Here is an 18,139-nt window from a genome sequence, read left to right as displayed (position 1 = left end):
CAAGCAAACGCCAGGAGATGCCTTGTCCATTCCCGTTGTCGACCTCGCGCGCTACGATCAGCAGCTCGAGGCCAAGCGCGAGCGCCTGACCCGGCAATTCACGCGCTTCATGCCGCCGCCCCTGGAAGTCTACCCTTCGCCGCCGAGCCATTATCGTCAACGTTGCGAATTCCGGCTCTGGCACGAAGGCGACGACCTTTTCTACGCCATGTTCGAGGTGACGGGTTCCGATGACGATCCGGACGACCCGAAGCAGAAGAACATCGTCCGTCTTGATGACTATCCGGTAGCCAGCCGGCGGATCAACGAGTTGATGCCCCGCTTGCGCGAGGCGCTGAAGGCCAGTCGCGTGCTTCGCCATCGCCTCTTTCAGGTGGAGTTCCTGACCACCCTGTCCGGCGAGGCGCTGGTGACGCTGATCTATCATCGCCCGCTGGACGAGGCCTGGGAGGCCGACGCGCGCGAGCTGCAGTCCCGGCTGGGCATTTTCATCATCGGGCGTTCCAGAAAGCAGCGTCTCGTGCTCGAGCGCGACCATGTCTGGGAGCGTCTGGAGGTGGAGGGGCGTACCTTCGTCTACCAGCAGGTGGAGAACAGCTTCACGCAGCCCAATGCCGAGATCTGCCGCTCAATGCTGGCCTGGGCCCGGGAGGCAACCCGTGGCAGCCAGGATCAGGACCTGGTCGAACTCTATTGTGGCAACGGCAATTTCACGATTGCACTCGCCGAGAATTTCCGGCGCGTACTGGCCACCGAGATCTCGCGCACCTCCGTGGCCAGCGCCCGTGAGAACCTGGCGGCCAACGGTATCGATAATGCGGTGGTCGGGCGCATGTCCGCCGAAGAGTTTGCCGCAGCCCTGAAAGGCGAGAAAGGCGGACGCCGTGTGGCGGATATGGCATTGGAAGAGTACGAATTTTCTACCGTTCTGGTCGATCCGCCACGGGCTGGCCTCGATGAGGCGAGTTGCCGGCAACTGAGCGAGTATCCGCGTATCGTCTATATTTCATGCAGCCCCGATACGCTGGAGCGTAATCTGAAAATCCTGTGCCGCACCCATCGGATCGCGCGTTTCGCGTTGTTCGATCAGTTTCCCTGGACCCATCATTGCGAATGCGGTGTGCTGTTGGAAAAGCGGGCTCCCTGAGCATGCCTTGTGCCTTGAGGAAGGATGAATCGTCGGAAAGTCAAGTGGCGAAACCTCAAATGGCGATGCGCAACCAACATGCTCCATGAAAAGGCTGGCATGTCAGTAGGATGCGGGCCGGGGCTGCAGTAAGCTTGGCACCACACGGCCAGCAGGCCGAGGTGAATCTTTCCCAGGGCCGTCGAAACCGCGGTCCCAGGCAGCCGAGGTGAGGGATGCAATACGAGACGATCGAAGCGGGCAGGCTGGATATTCTGAAACAGTTGCGTGAGCGCCTGGATAGCCGCCTGGATCAGGAGCGGGCCGAGGCAGTGGATGCCTTCGCCCGCTATTTTTATGCCACCATGCCCCTGGAGGACCTGATAGATCGCCGTCTGGATGACCTCTATGGTGCCACGGTATCGGTCTGGCACTTCATTCAGCATCATGACCCGGCCGCACCCAAGGTTCGTGTCTTCAATCCCGATTTCGAGGAGCATGGCTGGCAGTCGTCGCATACCTTCGTGGCGGTACTGCACGAGGACATGCCGTTTCTGGTCGACTCCGTGCGTATCGAGCTCAATCGCCGTGGTCTCACCGTGCATGCCATCCACAACTCCGTCCTGGCGGTGGAACGAGACAGTGGTCATGACCTGAAATGGGTCGGCTCACCGCGAGCCGAGAATGCACCCGATAACCGGGAATCCCTGATCGCCATCGAGATCAATCGGCACTCCAGTCCGGCGGTGCTGGCCGATATCGAGAATGCCTTGCACGATGTCCTGGAGGACGTGCGCATCTCGGTCGGCGATTACGAGGCAATGTGTGAACGGGCGAGCCAGGCGGTCGTCGAGCTCAGGAAGGGGTGTCCCGAGCAGATAGATGCCGGCGACCATGAAGAAGCCGTTGCCTTCATCGAATGGCTGATACGGGACAACTTCACCTTCCTCGGTTACGACGAATACACCATCGAATCTCAAGCCGATGGCGATCACCTGGCCAAGGTGCCGGATAGTGAACTGGGCGTGTTCCGACTGAATCTGCCGCGCTATCAGGAGCGCATTCGTACCGAGCAGGGTGTCGAGGGCAATCGTTTCGTGCTGGTGCCGCAGCTGCTGTCGTTTGCCAAGAGCGCGCATCATGCGCGTGTCCACCGCCCTACCTATCCCGACTATATCTCCATCGACCGGTATGACGAACGGGGCAGGGTCGTCGGAGAGCATCGTTTTCTGGGGCTGTTCACCTCCGCCGTCTACAATGAGTCGCCGCGGAACATTCCATTGCTGCGCCGCAAGCTCAAGGCGGTGATGGAGATCGCGGGCTTCAATCCCAAGGGACACAACGGCAAGCAGCTACTGCAGATCCTGGAAGTCTATCCCCGTGACGACCTGTTCCAGATCGATACGCATGAGCTGGCCAGGACGGCGCTGGGCATCCTCGACATTCGCGAACGGCGGCGCGTTCGCCTGTTCGTGAGAACCGACCATTCCGGACGCTTCCACTCCTGTCTGGTATTCGTCCCACGAGACGTGTTTTCCACCGACCTTCGCCTGCGCATCCAGAACCTGCTGTGTGAGGAGCTCGATGCTACCTTTGGCGACTTCAATACCTATCTCTCCGAGTCGGTACTGGCCCGAATCCAGTTCATTCTGCGCTTCAACGACGCTCCCCCCCGGGACATCAATCTCAAGCGACTCGAGGCCAAGGTGGCACGGCTGGCCCGTAGCTGGCGAGACGAGCTGCAAGAGGCCCTGGTCGAAGGCTTTGGCGAGGAGCAGGCCAACCATCTGCTGGATCGCTTCCGCGATGCCTTTCCGGCCAGTTACCGTGATGACTTCGGTTCACGTACCGCGGTATACGACCTGCAGCACCTGAGCGAACTGGACGATGGCAAACCCTTGGCGCTATCGCTGTACCGGTTGGTGGAAGAAGAGGGGAGCGGGGTCAATCTCAAGCTGTTCCGGCGTGACCGGCCGATCCCGCTCTCCGATGTCCTGCCGGTCATGGAGAACCTGGGGTTGCGTGTCATCGGCGAGCGGCCCTACGAGATCGTGACGCCGGAGTGCCGATATTGGCTCCACGACTTCGACCTGGAACACCACACCAGCATCGACGTGAGTCTCCAACAGATGCGAGAGCCCTTCATCGAGGCGTTCCGTCGCATCTGGGTAGGCGAGGCGGATAACGACGCCTTCAACCGCCTGGTGATCGTGGCCAACCTGGATTGGCGCGAAGTGGCCATGTTGCGCACCTACGCACGCTATCTGAAGCAGATCCGCTTCGGCATGTCCCAGGATTATATCGCGACCACCCTGGCCAACCACCCGGAGATCACCCGAGAACTGGTCAAGCTGTTCACGCTTCGCTTCGACCCGCAGCACCGTCCCGGCGAGGATAAGACGAGCGGTTGCGTGGAACGTATCACGCGGCATCTGGACGGCGTGGCCAGCCTCAATGACGATCAACTGCTGCGGCGTTACATGGAGCTGATCCAGGCCACGCTGCGCACCAACTACTACCAGCGTGATGCGGAGGGACGGACCAAGGACTATATCGCCTGCAAGCTGGATCCCAGGCAGGTGACCGGGATGCCGAGGCCCTGCCCGGCTTTCGAAATCTTTGTCTGTTCGCCAAGGGTGGAGGGCGTGCATCTGCGCGGTGGCAAGGTGGCCCGTGGCGGGCTTCGCTGGTCCGACCGACAGGAGGACTACCGCACCGAGGTGCTCGGCCTGGTGAAGGCCCAGCAGGTCAAGAACGCAGTCATCGTGCCGGTGGGTGCCAAAGGCGGCTTCATCTGCAAGCGTATGCCCGAGGGCGCCGATCGCGACACGATCCAGCAGGAGGGTGTTGCCTGCTACAAGACCTTCATCCGGGCGCTGCTCGACGTCACCGATAATCTGGTGGGAGGAGAGGTGGTACCGCCGAGCAATGTCGTGCGCCACGATGACGACGATGCCTATCTGGTGGTGGCAGCGGACAAGGGCACAGCGACATTCTCCGATATCGCCAACGAAATTTCAGCCGAATACGGGCACTGGTTGGGCGATGCCTTTGCCTCGGGCGGGGCCAACGGATATGACCACAAGAAGATGGGCATCACCGCACGCGGTGCCTGGGAGTCGGTGAAGCGTCACTTTCGCAACCTGGGCCTGGACACCCAGCGCGAAGAGTTCAGTGTGCTGGGCATCGGCGACATGGCCGGAGACGTCTTCGGCAACGGCATGCTGCTTTCCGACAAGATTCGTCTGGTGGGTGCCTTCAACCACCTGCATATCTTTGTTGACCCGACTCCGGATGCCGCTTCCACCTTCACCGAGAGGCAGAGGCTCTTCGCATTGCCGCGCTCCAGCTGGGAAGACTTCGAGAGTGCGCTGATTTCCGAGGGCGGTGGCATTTTCAAGCGTAGTGCCAAGTCGATCCCCATTTCGCCGCAAATGAAGGAAGTCTTCGGTATCGAGGAGGACCGGCTGCCCCCCAACGAGCTGATTCGCGCCATGCTCCGTTCGGAGGTGGACTTGATCTGGAACGGCGGCATCGGTACCTACGTGAAGAGCAGTGACGAGACCGACGCCGAGGTTGGCGACAAGGCCAATGATGCGCTGCGGGTCAACGGTCGTGAGTTGAACTGCCGGGTGGTCGGCGAAGGCGGCAATCTGGGCTTGACCCAGCGAGGTCGCATGGAAGCCGCCGCCAGTGGGGTTCGTGTCTTCACGGACTTCATCGATAACGCCGGCGGCGTGAACTGTTCCGACCATGAGGTCAACATCAAGATTCTGATCGACGAAGTGGTCAAGCGTGGTGACCTGACGGACAAGCAGCGTAACCAACTGCTGGCCGACATGACCGAGGAAGTGGCGGACCTGGTCATTCTCGACAATTATCGCCAGACCCAGGCGCTGGACCTGTCGCAGATTCTTTCCCAATATGGCATCGGACCCTATCGACGCTTCATCAGCGAGCTCGAGACGACGGGACAATTGGACCGGGAGCTGGAATTCCTGCCTTCGGACGAGGAGATCCAGGAGCGGGGCAACAATGAGCAGGGCATGACGTTGCCGGAGCTCGCGGTGCTGATCTCCTATTCCAAGAGCGTGCTCAAGGGAGACATCCTCGGCTCTGACCTGCCGGACGACCCCTATGTCCAGCAATACCTGGAGCGTATATTTCCGCCAGTGCTGGTCGAGCGCTTCCGGAACGAGATGTACGATCATCGACTGAAGCGCGAGATCGTCACGACCCAGGTGGCCAACGACCTGGTCGATCACATGGGCGTGGTCTTCGTGCGTCGCCTCATCGATTCCACCGGAGCCAGTCGAGCCGAGATCGCCCGCGCCTATATCGTGGCGCGGGACAGTTTCCAGCTGGCCGACATCTGGGAGCAGATCGAGGCGCTGGACAACAAGGTCCCGAGCGAGGTCCAGTACTCGATGATGCTCGGCCTCATGCACCTGATTCGCCGCACCACGCGTTGGTTCCTGCGCCAGAGGCTAGGCATTTCCACTCGGGATGCCATCGAGTATTTTGCCCCTCGCGTGGCGCAGCTGCAGGAAGGCATCGGCGATCTGTTGCGTGGCGAGGAGCGTGAAACCTGGGAGGCGAAGCGGGACGAACTGCTCGAGGCCGGCGTACCGGAAGAGCTCGCTGCCAAGGTGGCGTCGGCGGGAAGTCTCTATGGCATTCTGGGCATCATACAGGCTGCGCGCCAGTCCGATGAGAGGCCGCAGCGTGTCGCCGAGATCTTCTACGAGATCGGCCACCGCCTGGAACTGCCCTGGATGATCCACCAGGTTACCAACCTCAAGGTGCGTGACAGCTGGCAGGCCCGGGCTCGCGAAACCTTCCGCGACGACATCGATCGGCAGCAACTCGCACTGACGGTCAGCGTGCTCAAGACGGAAGATGGGCGTGAGCCCGACGAGCGAGTCAATAACTGGCTGGAAATGCATGGCGTCCTGCATGAGCGCTGGTGTCGCCTTGTCGCCGAAGTGCGTAGCGGCAGCAGTCAGGCCAGCTTCCCGCTTTATGCCGTGGCGGTGCGTGAACTGGTGGATCTCGCCGAGAGCAATGGCGAGAGTTGAGACTCGGCGGGGTGCGTCGTCATGGGCCAATTGCGCTGTTATAATCGCGCCCGCTTGACGCCCCCCGTTTACGCCGCCCTGTGGAGATGCCATGTACTCGCTTGCCCGCTCGATCTTGTTTCGTCTCGATGCCGAAACGGCGCACGGGTATGCGCTCTCCGCTCTGGACCTGGCGCATCGGCTGAAATTGGCGTCTCGGCTGGGCGGAACGCGGGTTGACGATCCGGTGGAACTCATGGGGCTGCGGTTTCCGAATCGCGTGGGGCTGGCGGCGGGGCTGGACAAGAATGCCGATCACCTGGATGCCCTGGGAGCGCTGGGCTTCGGCTTCGTCGAGGTCGGCACCGTGACGCCGAAGCCCCAGGACGGCAACCCCAGGCCGCGACTGTTTCGACTGCCGGAGCGGGGTGCGATCATCAATCGCATGGGTTTCAACAACGCCGGCGTCGATCATCTGATCACCCGGGTAAGGAAAAGCCGCTACGACGGCATCATCGGCATCAATATCGGCAAGAACCTCACCACGCCAGTGGAGCAGGCGGTCGACGACTACCTGGCCTGCCTGGTCAAGGTTCATGCGTATGCCGACTACGTGACCGTGAATATCTCTTCTCCCAATACACCGGGGCTGCGCAACCTGCAATTCGGCGAACACCTGGATGCGTTATTGGCCGCCTTGCGTGAGGCGGGCAGCCGGCTCGACCATGAAACCGGGCGCCGTGTGCCGCTGGCAGTGAAGATCGCCCCCGACATGAGCGACGAGGAAGTGGGACTGGTTGCCGGCAGCATTGCCGCCAACCGGATCGATGCGGTCATAGCGACCAACACGACCCTATCCCGGGAAGCCGTGGTGGGCCTGCTCCATGCCGAGGAGCAGGGCGGATTGTCCGGCAAGCCGGTATTCGAGGCCTCGAACAGGGTGATACGCGAATTGCGCCGTCATCTGCCTGGCGTGCCGATCATTGGCGTGGGTGGCATCGACAGCGGCGAGGCGGCACTCGCCAAGGTGGAAGCTGGCGCCGACCTGGTGCAGCTCTATTCGGGGTTCATCTATCGCGGGCCTGGGCTGGTCGGGGAGTGTGCCAGGGCTCTTCGGGCCGCGCGTTCCCGAAGGCGCGTTCCTGGGAGTGAAAGAAAGCCCGCGACATGAGTCACGGGCTTGGATCGTGGCCGCCACGGGGTGTGGCGGCAAGGACAGTCGATTGGGTGGGTAAAAGCGTTACAACACCATCGGGTTTTTGTGAATGCCGGAGACGCCGGTCATGCCGGCCCACTGATCCCCGCGGCCTTCACGCCAACCGCTCATCCAGTATTCTCGTATATTGACATCCTGACTGGGACAGTCGTCGCGGGAGCGCCCTGAAATACCTGCCTTGTAGCCGTGAAGGTAGGCGCGCTGAAAGCGATCACGTTTCTGTCTTTTCATCGGATGACCTCATGTAAAGGTACCAATTTGGGACGCACGACATGTGCGACCCGACGTTCCACCGCCCGCAGAGCCGTGTAATACGGCAGAGCGAATGGGTGCGAGACCCGAGAGGGCCCGCTGAATGAACGCATGCGTCTTTACAGTAGCTACTACCCTTAGTCTTAGCTCATCATGGGTGCCGTTGTCGACCCATGTTTCGTCATAAGACGGACGTTAATTTGTAACGAAAGGAATATACCCGGCCGCAAGGGCGGGAACGACAAACATGACCGAGTCATCCCGTAACGATACCCTGGCGTTTCTCGCTACCTGCCCGAAGGGGCTGGAAGAGCTACTGGCCGATGAGCTGCGTGCCCTTGGGGCAGAGCCGATCAAGACCACCGTGGCGGGTGTGCACTTCCAGGCTGAGCTGACGGATGCCTACCGTGCCTGCCTGTGGTCTCGCCTGGCCAACCGAGTCGTACTCAGCCTGGCGCGTGTCGAGGGCATGGAGGGTCCCGAATCGCTGCACCAGGCCGTGACCACCGTGGACTGGTCGCTGCACCTGTCCGCCGAGACCACGTTGGCCGTCGACTTCCATGGTCGCTCGGAGCAGATCCTCCATACCCGCTTTGGCGCCCAGACCGTCAAGGACGGTGTGGTCGATGCGCTCCAGGCAGCGGGCCGACCGAGGCCGGTTGTCGACCTGCAGAACCCGGACCTGCGCCTTTATGCGCACCTTCATCGTGGACGCCTGACCCTGGGCGTGGACCTCTCCGGCGACAGCCTGCACCGTCGCGGCTATCGCCGGGACGTAGGCCATGCGCCGCTCAAGGAAAATCTCGCGGCGGCACTCCTGATCCGCGCCGGCTGGCCCGAGCGGCTGCGTGGCGGTGAGGCACTGGTGGACCCCCTGTGCGGTGCCGGTACCCTGCTGATCGAAGCGGCGCTGATGGCCGCCGACATGGCGCCCAACCTGGCGCGGAAGCGATTTGGCTTCCATGGCTGGGCCGGCCACGACGAAGCCTTGTGGCGGGAGCTCACGCGCGAGGCCGAAGCCCGTGCCAGCATCGGCCGCAAGCGCTGCCGTTCCCGGCTGTTCGGCTTCGACCAGAGCCCTCCCGCGTTGGCCGCCGCCAAGGCCAATGCCATGCGGGCGGGTATCCCCGCGATGATCGACTTCCAGGGGGCATCCCTGGCACGTCTGCAGCGGCCTGCGGAACTGGAGGAATCCGCCCGTGGCCTGGTGATCACCAATCCGCCCTATGGCGAGCGCCTGGGCGAGCTGCCGGAACTGGTCGCCCTGTATGCCGACCTGGGTGACGGGGTGCGCCGGGCCTTTCCCGGCTGGCGACTGGCGGTCTTCACCGGCAACCCGGACCTCGGCCACCGCATTGGTCTGCGTGCCGACAAGCAGTACTCGCTCAAGAACGGGCCCTTGGATGCCAAGCTGTTGCTGATGCAGGTGACCGAAGTGGCCACCGTCACCCCGTCGTCTACCGAAGCCAGCGGTTCGGTGCGTGGTGACGGGGCGCAAATGTTCGCCAACCGACTGGAGAAGAACCGCAAGCGGCTGAAGAAGTGGCTGAAGCAGTCCGGCGAGCCGTGTTACCGGCTCTATGACGCCGACATGCCGGAATATTCTCTGGCCATCGATGTCTATGGCGACCGTGTGCACGTCCAGGAGTACGCGCCGCCACGTTCGGTGAATGCCGCCCAGGCACAGAAGCGGCTCTATGATGCCCTGCAGGTGATTCCGGAGGTGCTGGGTGTCGATTCGACCCGCGTGGTGATCAAGCGTCGCGAGCGCCAGAGCGGCAAGGAGCAGTATCGCAAGCAGGGTGCCAGCGGTGAGCGCTTCGAGGTTCGCGAGGGGCGCGCCCGGCTATGGATCAACCTGCGCGACTATCTCGATACGGGACTCTTTCTCGATCATCGCCCCGTACGGCGAATGCTGGGGGAGATGGCCGCCGGCAAGCGTTTCCTCAACCTGTTCTGTTATACCGCAGCGGCCACGGTGCAGGCTGCGCTCGGCACGGAGGCGTCCGGCGGGGCCAGCGAAAGCGTCAGCGTCGACCTCTCCAACACCTACCTGGAGTGGGCGCGTGACAACTTCGCCTTGAACAAGCTCGATCAGTCGCGTCATCGCGTGGTACGGGACGACTGCCTGCGCTGGCTGGAAACCGCCAGAGCGCAATTCGATCTGATCTTCCTCGACCCGCCCACCTTCTCGAATTCCAAGAAGATGGAGGGTACCCTGGACGTGCAGCGGGACCATGTGCACCTGGTCGAGCTCGCCATGGCACGCCTGGCGCCTGGTGGCACCCTGGTATTCTCCAACAACCAGCGTCGCTTCCAGCTCGACCCGCAGCTGTCCGAGCGCTATGCGGTGCAGGACATCTCGAGCAAGACCTTCGATCCGGACTTTTCCCGCCGTCCGGACCTGCACCATTGCTTCCTGATCCACCATAGGGAAAAGGCATGATCGACCTGACGCTCTACACCACCCTGGGCTGCCACCTCTGCGAGCGGCAGGAAGCATTGCTGGCGGCCCTGATTCGGGGTGCCTACCGGCTGGAGAAAGTCGAGATCAGCGAGGACGACACTCTTGCCGAGCGCTACGGGGTACGCATACCGGTACTGAGGGATGTCGGCGGTTCGGAACTGGATCGCGGCTTCGAGCCGCAGCGGCTGGCGGACTGGCTGGCCGCACGCGGCTGGCTTGACGAAACCGCGTGGCAGACGCTGCGGGCGGGAGAAGCCCCGGCGCCACAAGCGGGAGCGCCCCGTGTTGAAGTGCGTCACGGCAGGCGGTATCTCGGCTGAACCGGCCACGCTTCGTTGGCGGGCGTTGAAAGCCGGGCCATTCGGTTTCCCCGCACCAGGAAGAGGCGTCAAGCGTTATCCAGCAGCGATAGCTGGCGTACGACCTCCTGACCCGCCACGCTCCCGGCTTCCACTTCCAGCACCTTGTGCAGCCCCCGCGAGGACTGGATGGTGGTTTCGTCGCCCAGCCACATCATGGCCTGCTCACAATCGTCGGCCAGTTGATGCTTCAGCCCCCCGAACTGGGTACCGATCTGTCCCCAGGCGCGGCTGAAGATCCAGTCGCCGAACATGTCCTGGTGGATATGCACCAGGACATAGTCATGGTCACTTTCCCAGCGGACGATCACGTGCTCTCCCGGTTTGCGGTATCAAGATACCTGTCATTTTGCCAATATTGTAAAGACTTGGCGGCATCGAACAAGCGGGAGTGAGTATGCGAATCGTCGTGGATGACAACGTGCCCGCCGCCGAGGCCTGTTTCGGTGAACTGGGCAGGCTGGTGCGCCTGCCGGGGCGCGAGATCGGTCTGGATGCGCTGTGCAACGCGGATGCGCTGGTAGTGCGCTCCATCACCCGGCTCGACGAGACGCTCATCGACGAGGCCATGGCGGCTGGTGCCCGGTTGCGCTTCGTCGGTACCTGCACGATAGGTACCGACCATGTCGACCAGGAGGCCCTCGCCCGTCATGGGATCGGTTTTGCCAGCGCACCGGGCTGCAACGCCGCCGCGGTGGTGGACTACGTTCTCAGCAGCCTGCTGACCCTGGCCGAGTACCAGGGCTGGCGGCTGACCGACCGCCGTGTCGGCATCGTCGGTGTCGGCAATGTGGGAGGGCGGCTGCTGGCGCGCCTGTCGGCCATGGGCATCGAGTGCCTTGCCTGCGATCCGCCGAGAGTCGATCGAGCCGGTAGCACCGGCATCGAAGGTATGGGCGTGGAGAGCACGAAAGGCTTCACCGATCTGGATACCCTGATCGACCAATGCGATGTGCTCTGCCTGCACACCCCGCTGGTAAGCGACGGCCCGCATCCGACCCATCATCTGCTGGATGCCCAGCGTATTGCCCAACTGGTGCCAGGCACCGTGCTGCTCAATGCAGGCCGTGGCGACTGCGTGGACGGATTGGCGCTGCGCAGCCGCCTGGCCGGGCCGGGCGACATCAGCGCGGTGCTGGATGTCTGGGAAACGGAGCCGGGCATCGACGGTGCCCTGCGCGACCTGGTCAATCTCGGCACCCCGCATATCGCCGGCTATAGCCTGGACGGCAAGCTTCGTGGCACCCATCAGGTCTATGCGGCCATGTCGCGCCACCTGGGCCTGCCGGTACGCCACTCCCTGGAGTCGCTGCTGGCAGAGCCCCCGGTAGCCGGGCTGACGCTCGATGGCGGGCTGGAGCCAGAAGATGCCCTGAGGCTGTGTCTGCGGACGGTCTATGACGTGCGCCGCGATCATGTCGCGCTGTACCGGGAGTCGCGCCGGCAGGGAATGACATCCGGTTTCGATTCCTGCCGGGCCCAGTACCCCCTGCGCCGTGAATTCGGCACCCTTCGTGTCGAGCTGCGTGCCGGGGCGAACGAGCTGGCGCCGATGCTGGAAGGGGCCGGTTTCCGGGTGGCGCGCGGATAGGGTCCCAGCGGTGGGCGCGTGGTTCGGCTGACCACGGCTCACGACACGACTATTCGGCAATCGGCCGGTTCGAGGCCAGACCGATCGTGGCGATGCGCTTGCCTACCATCTCTCGAACATACAGGGTCACGTCATTCATGACGATGTTGTCATCGACGGAAGGCTCGCTGGCCAATTCCCGGCGCAAGATCTGGTCGAGGGTTTCGTGGCCGTTTGAGGCTCCCAGGCTGATGCCGTAGGAGTTCTGGATGTCATTCGCGGTGCTCGCTCCTCTTACGCGAAGCTCGGCATTGGGGAATTCTTCCCCTGAATCGGATATTTGAGAGAAAACACGATCAACGAAAACCCTGGTCTCGGGCCGCAATACGATGAAAAGGTGGTCATGGGCCCGGAGTACCGTCGATCCTCGCGGCGGGATGACGGAACTATTGCGTGTGATCATGGCAACCACGGTGCTGTCTGGGAGGGCCATCTGGGAAAGCCGTTTTCCGGCGGCGCGTGAATCCTCCCCCAGGGTGTACTCAACGATTTCGGCGTCGATATCCCCGAGAGCGGTGATTTCGAGGGTGGCGGCCGGGGTGGCTGGTGGCTGCTCGGCAAGCCCCAGCTTGCGCGCAACGATGGGCAGGGTAGAGCCCTGTGTGACCGCCGATATCAGCACGACGAAGAAAACGACATTGAAAATCAATGCGGCACCGGGAAGCCCGAAAAGAAGGGGGAAAATGGCCAGGATGATAGGTACCGATCCTCTGAGTCCAACCCAGGAAACCAGTGTGATCTCACGTCGGTTGAAGCCGAACAGCATCAGGATCGGTATGACAGCAAGCGGGCGTGCCAGGAAGATCAGCACGAAAGCGATGATGAGGCCTTCGAACCACACGTCCAGCAGTGCCCTGGGGTCGATGAGGAGGCCCAGCACAACGAACATGGTGATCTGGCTGAGCCAGGCAAGGCCATCGTGGAACAGAAAGGTGCTTCGCTGGAATACGAACTGGCTGTTGCCGACGATGACGCCCGCAAGGAAAATGGCCAGGAAACCACTGCCACCCAGGTTCGCCGCCAGACCAAAGGCAAGGAGCCCGCAGGCCGCCACCAACACCGGATACAATCCAGCAGAAACCAGGTGGATGCGATTGATTACCCGCACGGCTGCCCATCCAACGCCCAGGCCGATGACCGCGCCAACCCCCATCTGCTGCAGGAACAGGGTGCCCAGGCCGACACCAAGCTTCATGTCGTTGACCAGCACTTCGAGCAAACCGATGGTCAGGAAGATTGCCATCGGATCGTTGGAGGCACTCTCGATCTCCAGAGTGGCCTTGATGCGCGGCTTGATGTGGATACCCGCGTTGCGAAGCAATGAGAAAACCGCGGCAGCGTCGGTCGAGCCAACGATGGCACCTATCAGCATCCCCTCCAGCAGGGGTAAGCCAAAGACATAGGATGCTGCCAGACCGGTAACGAGGGCAGTCACCAATACCCCCACCGTTGCGAGCAGGGCAGAGGGTTTCCAAACCTTCTTGATCGAGGCGGAGGGAGTCTGCAGCCCACCGTCATACAGAATTATCGCCAACGCCAGGGTGCCCAGTGCGTGGGCTGCACTTGGGCTGTCGAAAACGATACCGCCGATACCCCCCTCACCGGCCAGCATCCCGATGATCAGGAAGAGCACCAGGACGGGTAGCCCTAATCGAGCCGAGATCTTGCTTGAAATAATGCCGATTAGAATCAGGATGGCAGCGAGCAGAAGGACCTGGTCGATCAGGAACATGGTGGGCGATACATCCTTGTTAAGCAGGTATCAAATTGCTGTTTTTACGGGAAACGGAGCCCGCCGGTTGGCGGGCCCTGCCGTTCGGGATGGAGCTAGCGGTAACCCGCCTCCTTCAATGCGCGGATTCGATCGTCCAGCGGCGGGTGGCTGGCGAACAGGCGTTCCATGATCTTGCGGGTCTGGCCGGTGGTGATGGCGAAGGCCGTCAGGGTCTCCGGCATCTGGTCGGGCATCTCGGTTTCCGCCTTGAGCCGAGACAGGGCGCCGATCATGGCGCTGGTGCCGGCGAGCTGGGCACCCGCTGCGTCGGCGCGGTATTCACGGAAACGCGAGAACCAGGCGACGATGGCCGAGGCGATGATGCCGAACACGATCTCGGCGACGATCACCACCGCAAAATAACCCATGAAGCCGAGGCCGGCGCCGTCGTTGCGGGCGCGCAGGAAATTATCCACCAGATGAGCGATCGCCCGGGCGAAGAACATCACGAAGGTGTTCACGACACCCTGGATCAATGCCAGGGTGACCATGTCGCCGTTTGCCACGTGGCCGATCTCGTGGGCCAGTACCGCACGTACCTCCTCGGGCCGCATGCGATTGAGCAGGCCGGCCGATACGGCCACCAGGGCGTCGTTCCTGTTCCAGCCGGTGGCGAAGGCATTGGATTGCTGGGCCGGGAAAATGCCCACTTCCGGTGTCTTGATGCCGGCCTCGCGGGACAGCTCCTCGACGGTATCCAGCAGCCACTTCTCGGTGGCGTTGCCCGGCGTCTCGATCACTACCGTGCCGGTGGAGCGCTTGGCCATCCACTTCGAGATGAACAGCGAGATCATCGAGCCGGCCATGCCGACGATGAAGCAGAAGATCAGCAGTGCGTTGAAGTTCAGGCCCTGGCCGCGCAGGTAACCCTCCACCCCCAGCAGGCGCAGGGTGATGCTGGCGACCAGGATCACCGCCAGGTTGGTGCCCAGGAAGAGCAGAATTCTCATCATCGTCCAAAACTCCGGTGGTCATTCAAGTTGGGCTGCCATCACAACAGCCTCAAGAAGCTGCTGATTAGATACGGCCAGTTACCCCAGGTTTCAAGCCTGGTGAAAAATTCTCGCGCCTGGCGCCGCCTTCATTGGCGATAGCGCGACAGGAACTGCGCGAAGCGATCCAGGGCATCGCCCAGCTGATCGGCCCAGGGCAGGGTGACGATGCGGACATGATCCGGCTCCGGCCAGTTGAAGGCGGTGCCCTGCACCAGCAGGATCTTCTCCTGAAGCAGAAGGTCCAGTACCAGCTTCTGGTCGTCCTGAATGTTGAATACCTTGGGATCGAGCCGCGGGAAAGCGTAGAGGGCTCCCTTGGGCTTCGTGCACGAGACCCCGGGAATGGCGTTGAGCTTCTCAATGGTGATATCGCGCTGGGCCAGAAGGCGCCCACCGGGCAGTATCAGGTCGTTGATCGACTGGTAGCCGCCAAGTGCCGTCTGGATGGCGTGCTGGGCCGGAACGTTGGCACACAGGCGCATCGAGGCCAGCATGGTCAGGCCCTGGATGTAGTCGGCCGCGCGCTGCTTGGCGAGAGTGCCCGAAAGGACCATCCAGCCGGAGCGGAAACCGGCGCAGCGGTAGCTCTTGGACAGGCCGTTCATGGTCACCACCAGCTGATCCTCGCCCGCCAGTGCGCCGGTGGAGACGTGTTCGGCCTCATCGTAGAGGATCTTGTCGTAGATCTCGTCGGAGAAGACCACCAGGTCGTGCTGGCGTGCGATCTCCAGCAGCTCGCGGATGACCTCCGGCGGGTAGACGGCGCCGGTGGGGTTGTTGGGGTTGATGACGACGATGGCCCGGGTGTGGCTGGTCACCTTGGCACGCACATCGTCCATGTCCGGCGCCCAGTCGGCCTGTTCATCGCACCGATAGTGCACGGCCCGGCCCCCGGAGAGATTGGCCGCGGCGGTCCACAGCGGGTAGTCCGGCGCCGGGATCAGGACTTCGTCACCATCGTTGAGCAGCGCCTGCATGGCCATCACGATCAGCTCGGACACACCGTTGCCGATGGTAATGTCCTCGATGCCGACGCCGGGAATCTCCTTGCGCTGGCACTCCTGCATGATGGCCTTGCGTGCCGAGTACAGCCCCTTGGAGTCGCAGTAGCCCTGGGCGGTCGGCAGGTTGCGCATCACGTCCTGGAGGATCTCTTCCGGCGCTTCGAAGCCGAACGGTGCGGGGTTGCCGATATTGAGCTTGAGGATGCGCTGGCCTTCGTCTTCCAGCCGCTTGGCGTGCTCGAGCACGGGGCCGCGGATGTCGTAGCAGACGTTGTCGAGCTTGTGCGATTTCCTGAACGGGGTGGGCGTGTCCATTGAGGTGTCCGAGATTCCAGTGGTGTCCGGTGGTTCCGGTCAGCCAGGCTGCCGGAACTCGGTGATTATGCGGAGTTGTGAGCGCCGCCGCCATCGTTGTTCGCTGCTTCGGCGGCGGTGTCTTCCTCCTCCGGGGGGGCGGGGATGTCGGCCGGGGTTTCCAGGGTGAGACGGCCCAACTTGCCGTCGCGCAGTTCATGGAGCAGGACCTCCGCGCCACGGTGCAGGTCGACTTCGCCGCCGGGGCGCAGCCCTCCGCGGCGGCTGGCGATGTCGCGCAGGATGGCATGGCCATCGAAGCCGGCCAGGGCCAGCAGATCGACCCGTGCGGGGCCATCGGCCTCGACCTGCGCCGCGTCGGGGTTGGGTGCATAGGTCGGCAGCGACTCGAGCTTGTAGCGAGCCTTGAGTGCCTCGGGGTAGCGCCTGGCGAGTTCGGCGGCGGTGACGATAGCCACGTCGATGTAGTCGATGGCGGTATCACGGATGGCGCCGGTCGCGGCCAGCCGATAGGCGCTGGCCTGATCCTCGATCTTGGGCCACAGCACGCCGGGGGTGTCGGTCAATGCCACACGCCCCTGGATACGAACTTTCTGCTGGCGCTTGGTGACGGCCGGTTCGTTGCCGGTCCTGGCGATGCTTCTACCGGCCAGACCGTTGATCAGGGTCGACTTTCCCACGTTGGGAATGCCCATCACCATGACCCGTACGTCCCGATCGGCGCGGACCTGTCCGGCCAGATCGTGACACAGCCCGGGAATGCGCTTGAGCTCCCGGACATTGGTCGTGGTCACGGCCAGGGCGCGCATGTCGGGCTGGGCATCGAAATGGGCGACCCATTCGCGGGTGCGTTCGGGGTCGGCCAGGTCGGCCCGCGAAAGGATCTTCAGCACCGGTTTGTGGCGGGTGAGTCCGGCAAGCATGGGATTGGCGCTGGAGTAGGGCAGACGGGCGTCCAGCACTTCGATCGCCACGTCGACTTCAGGCAGTGCCTCCTGAATCTGGCGGCGTGCCTTGTTCATGTGTCCCGGATACCAGCCGAGCATGTCGCCACTCCTGCAAACCAATGGAAAAGGCCGCCTATCATAGCAGAAAGGCGGCCTTTTCAGGGCGGTATGCCGGTGTGATTCACTCGCCCGGGTGGAAACTGATCGCAACGGAGTTGATGCAGTAGCGCAAGCCGGTGGTGTCGGGCGGGCCATCGGGAAAGACGTGGCCCAGATGGGCGTCGCAGTGGGAACAGACGACTTCGGTACGCTGCATGCCGTGGGTGTCGTCGTGCTGTTCCTCTACGGCCGCCTTGCCCAGGGGGCGATCGAAGCTTGGCCAGCCGCAGCCGGCATCGAACTTATGCTCGTTCTCGAACAGCGGGGCGTTACAGCAGACGCAGTGATAGATACCGTGCTCGTCGGTGACCTGGTAATGACCGGTAAAGGGACGCTCGGTGCCTTTCTCCCGGGTTACCTGGTACTGCTCCGGGGTGAGTTGCGCGCGCCATTCGGCATCGCTCTTCTCGATTTTCTTGCGCATCGCGTCTCTCCTTCTGGGTCGGGGCTATCCAAATCTGTCGTCAGTCTCTTGTCGTTATTCTCTTTCTAGCATGGTTTTCCATGAGACATCGAGTGGTCGGCTCTATTTCCCGGACCCCGAGGCGCAAGAGCGACGGTTGACAGCATGGGGGGGCTTGAGTAACATTTGCGCCACCTCGTTGAGGCGAGACGGCTGCGTCCCATTCGTCTAGTGGTCCAGGACACCGCCCTTTCACGGCGGGAACAGGGGTTCGAACCCCCTATGGGACGCCACTCGTTTTCATCAAGGTACCGGAGTGCGGGAATAGCTCAGTGGTAGAGCATCGCCTTGCCAAGGCGAGGGTCGGGAGTTCGAATCTCCTTTCCCGCTCCAGTTATTTGTTCACCCTCGAATGTGCCAAGGCTCGGGCCGCGA

13 protein-coding genes and 2 tRNA genes are annotated in these 18,139 nt (G+C 62.5%); 8 read left to right on the top strand and 7 right to left on the bottom strand.

Annotated elements, in window-relative coordinates:
* The first annotated feature begins 22 nt into the window (after positions 1-22).
* The 3 genes from trmA to C1H69_RS09485 all read left to right on the top strand — a co-directional run bounded on the left by trmA (position 23) and on the right by C1H69_RS09485 (position 7,354).
* Positions 23-1,147 (top strand): tRNA (uridine(54)-C5)-methyltransferase TrmA, encoded by a 1,125-nt coding sequence (gene trmA / locus C1H69_RS09495; RefSeq protein WP_102653167.1) that lies wholly within the window; start codon positions 23-25, stop codon positions 1,145-1,147.
* Between the two features lie 215 nt (positions 1,148-1,362).
* Positions 1,363-6,204 carry an NAD-glutamate dehydrogenase gene (locus C1H69_RS09490; protein WP_102653166.1) on the top strand — a complete coding sequence of 1,614 codons (4,842 nt, stop codon included), beginning with the start codon at positions 1,363-1,365 and terminating at the stop codon, positions 6,202-6,204.
* 91 nt (positions 6,205-6,295) lie between these two features.
* Positions 6,296-7,354, top strand: coding sequence for a quinone-dependent dihydroorotate dehydrogenase (locus C1H69_RS09485; RefSeq protein ID WP_102653165.1), 1,059 nt, complete (start codon positions 6,296-6,298; stop codon positions 7,352-7,354).
* 69 nt (positions 7,355-7,423) lie between these two features.
* Here C1H69_RS09485 and rmf read toward each other — a convergent pair whose 3' ends face one another.
* Positions 7,424-7,630: a ribosome modulation factor gene (rmf, locus tag C1H69_RS09480; protein WP_043516906.1), complete on the bottom strand. Its 207-nt coding sequence runs from the start codon at positions 7,628-7,630 to the stop codon at positions 7,424-7,426.
* 268 nt (positions 7,631-7,898) lie between these two features.
* Between rmf and rlmKL the strand changes: the two genes are divergently transcribed.
* Positions 7,899-10,097 carry a bifunctional 23S rRNA (guanine(2069)-N(7))-methyltransferase RlmK/23S rRNA (guanine(2445)-N(2))-methyltransferase RlmL gene (gene rlmKL / locus C1H69_RS09475; RefSeq protein WP_102653164.1) on the top strand — a complete coding sequence of 733 codons (2,199 nt, stop codon included), beginning with the start codon at positions 7,899-7,901 and terminating at the stop codon, positions 10,095-10,097.
* On the top strand, positions 10,094-10,438 hold the full coding sequence (locus C1H69_RS09470) for a glutaredoxin family protein (protein WP_102653163.1): 345 nt from the start codon (positions 10,094-10,096) through the stop codon (positions 10,436-10,438). Before rlmKL ends, C1H69_RS09470 begins: the two co-directional genes overlap by 4 nt.
* Positions 10,439-10,506: 68 nt before the next feature.
* Here C1H69_RS09470 and C1H69_RS09465 read toward each other — a convergent pair whose 3' ends face one another.
* Positions 10,507-10,788, bottom strand: coding sequence for a hypothetical protein (locus C1H69_RS09465; protein WP_102653162.1), 282 nt, complete (start codon positions 10,786-10,788; stop codon positions 10,507-10,509).
* Positions 10,789-10,874: 86 nt separating this feature from the next.
* On the opposite strand from C1H69_RS09465, the gene pdxB reads away from it, so the two are divergent.
* Entirely contained in the window at positions 10,875-12,068 is a 1,194-nt protein-coding gene (gene pdxB, locus C1H69_RS09460; RefSeq protein WP_102653161.1) for a 4-phosphoerythronate dehydrogenase PdxB, read from the top strand.
* Between the two features lie 49 nt (positions 12,069-12,117).
* Here pdxB and C1H69_RS09455 read toward each other — a convergent pair whose 3' ends face one another.
* From C1H69_RS09455 to msrB, 5 genes are all read right to left on the bottom strand, one after another.
* Entirely contained in the window at positions 12,118-13,839 is a 1,722-nt protein-coding gene (locus C1H69_RS09455) for a potassium/proton antiporter (RefSeq protein ID WP_102653160.1), read from the bottom strand.
* Positions 13,840-13,934: 95 nt separating this feature from the next.
* Positions 13,935-14,834, bottom strand: a complete 900-nt coding sequence (gene htpX / locus C1H69_RS09450) for a protease HtpX (protein WP_102653159.1) — start codon at positions 14,832-14,834, stop codon at positions 13,935-13,937.
* A gap of 128 nt (positions 14,835-14,962) precedes the next feature.
* Positions 14,963-16,195: a pyridoxal phosphate-dependent aminotransferase gene (locus C1H69_RS09445; RefSeq protein ID WP_102653158.1), complete on the bottom strand. Its 1,233-nt coding sequence runs from the start codon at positions 16,193-16,195 to the stop codon at positions 14,963-14,965.
* A 65-nt stretch (positions 16,196-16,260) separates the two neighbouring features.
* Positions 16,261-17,241, bottom strand: coding sequence for a ribosome biogenesis GTPase YlqF (gene ylqF / locus C1H69_RS09440; protein ID WP_102653157.1), 981 nt, complete (start codon positions 17,239-17,241; stop codon positions 16,261-16,263).
* An 82-nt stretch (positions 17,242-17,323) separates the two neighbouring features.
* Positions 17,324-17,725, bottom strand: a complete 402-nt coding sequence (msrB, locus tag C1H69_RS09435; RefSeq protein ID WP_102653156.1) for a peptide-methionine (R)-S-oxide reductase MsrB — start codon at positions 17,723-17,725, stop codon at positions 17,324-17,326.
* 196 nt (positions 17,726-17,921) lie between these two features.
* On the opposite strand from msrB, the gene C1H69_RS09430 reads away from it, so the two are divergent.
* A tRNA-Glu gene (locus C1H69_RS09430) sits at positions 17,922-17,997 on the top strand.
* A gap of 25 nt (positions 17,998-18,022) precedes the next feature.
* A tRNA-Gly gene (locus C1H69_RS09425) sits at positions 18,023-18,097 on the top strand.
* The last annotated feature ends 42 nt before the right edge of the window (positions 18,098-18,139 follow it).

The organism is Billgrantia endophytica, from assembly GCF_002879615.1.
Classification (GTDB): Bacteria; Pseudomonadota; Gammaproteobacteria; order Pseudomonadales; family Halomonadaceae; genus Halomonas; species Halomonas endophytica.
Note: the sequence above shows the minus strand (reverse complement) of the source record. Positions and strands in the feature narration are given on the sequence as shown.

Coding starts and splice junctions, on each gene's coding strand:
- C1H69_RS09490 (WP_102653166.1), top strand. CDS start 1,363: ATGCAATACGAGACGATCGAAGCGGGCAGGCTGGATATTCTGAAACAG.
- C1H69_RS09485 (WP_102653165.1), top strand. CDS start 6,296: ATGTACTCGCTTGCCCGCTCGATCTTGTTTCGTCTCGATGCCGAAACG.
- rmf (WP_043516906.1), bottom strand. CDS start 7,630: ATGAAAAGACAGAAACGTGATCGCTTTCAGCGCGCCTACCTTCACGGC.
- rlmKL (WP_102653164.1), top strand. CDS start 7,899: ATGACCGAGTCATCCCGTAACGATACCCTGGCGTTTCTCGCTACCTGC.
- C1H69_RS09470 (WP_102653163.1), top strand. CDS start 10,094: ATGATCGACCTGACGCTCTACACCACCCTGGGCTGCCACCTCTGCGAG.
- pdxB (WP_102653161.1), top strand. CDS start 10,875: ATGCGAATCGTCGTGGATGACAACGTGCCCGCCGCCGAGGCCTGTTTC.
- C1H69_RS09455 (WP_102653160.1), bottom strand. CDS start 13,839: ATGTTCCTGATCGACCAGGTCCTTCTGCTCGCTGCCATCCTGATTCTA.
- htpX (WP_102653159.1), bottom strand. CDS start 14,834: ATGATGAGAATTCTGCTCTTCCTGGGCACCAACCTGGCGGTGATCCTG.
- C1H69_RS09445 (WP_102653158.1), bottom strand. CDS start 16,195: ATGGACACGCCCACCCCGTTCAGGAAATCGCACAAGCTCGACAACGTC.
- ylqF (WP_102653157.1), bottom strand. CDS start 17,241: ATGCTCGGCTGGTATCCGGGACACATGAACAAGGCACGCCGCCAGATT.
- msrB (WP_102653156.1), bottom strand. CDS start 17,725: ATGCGCAAGAAAATCGAGAAGAGCGATGCCGAATGGCGCGCGCAACTC.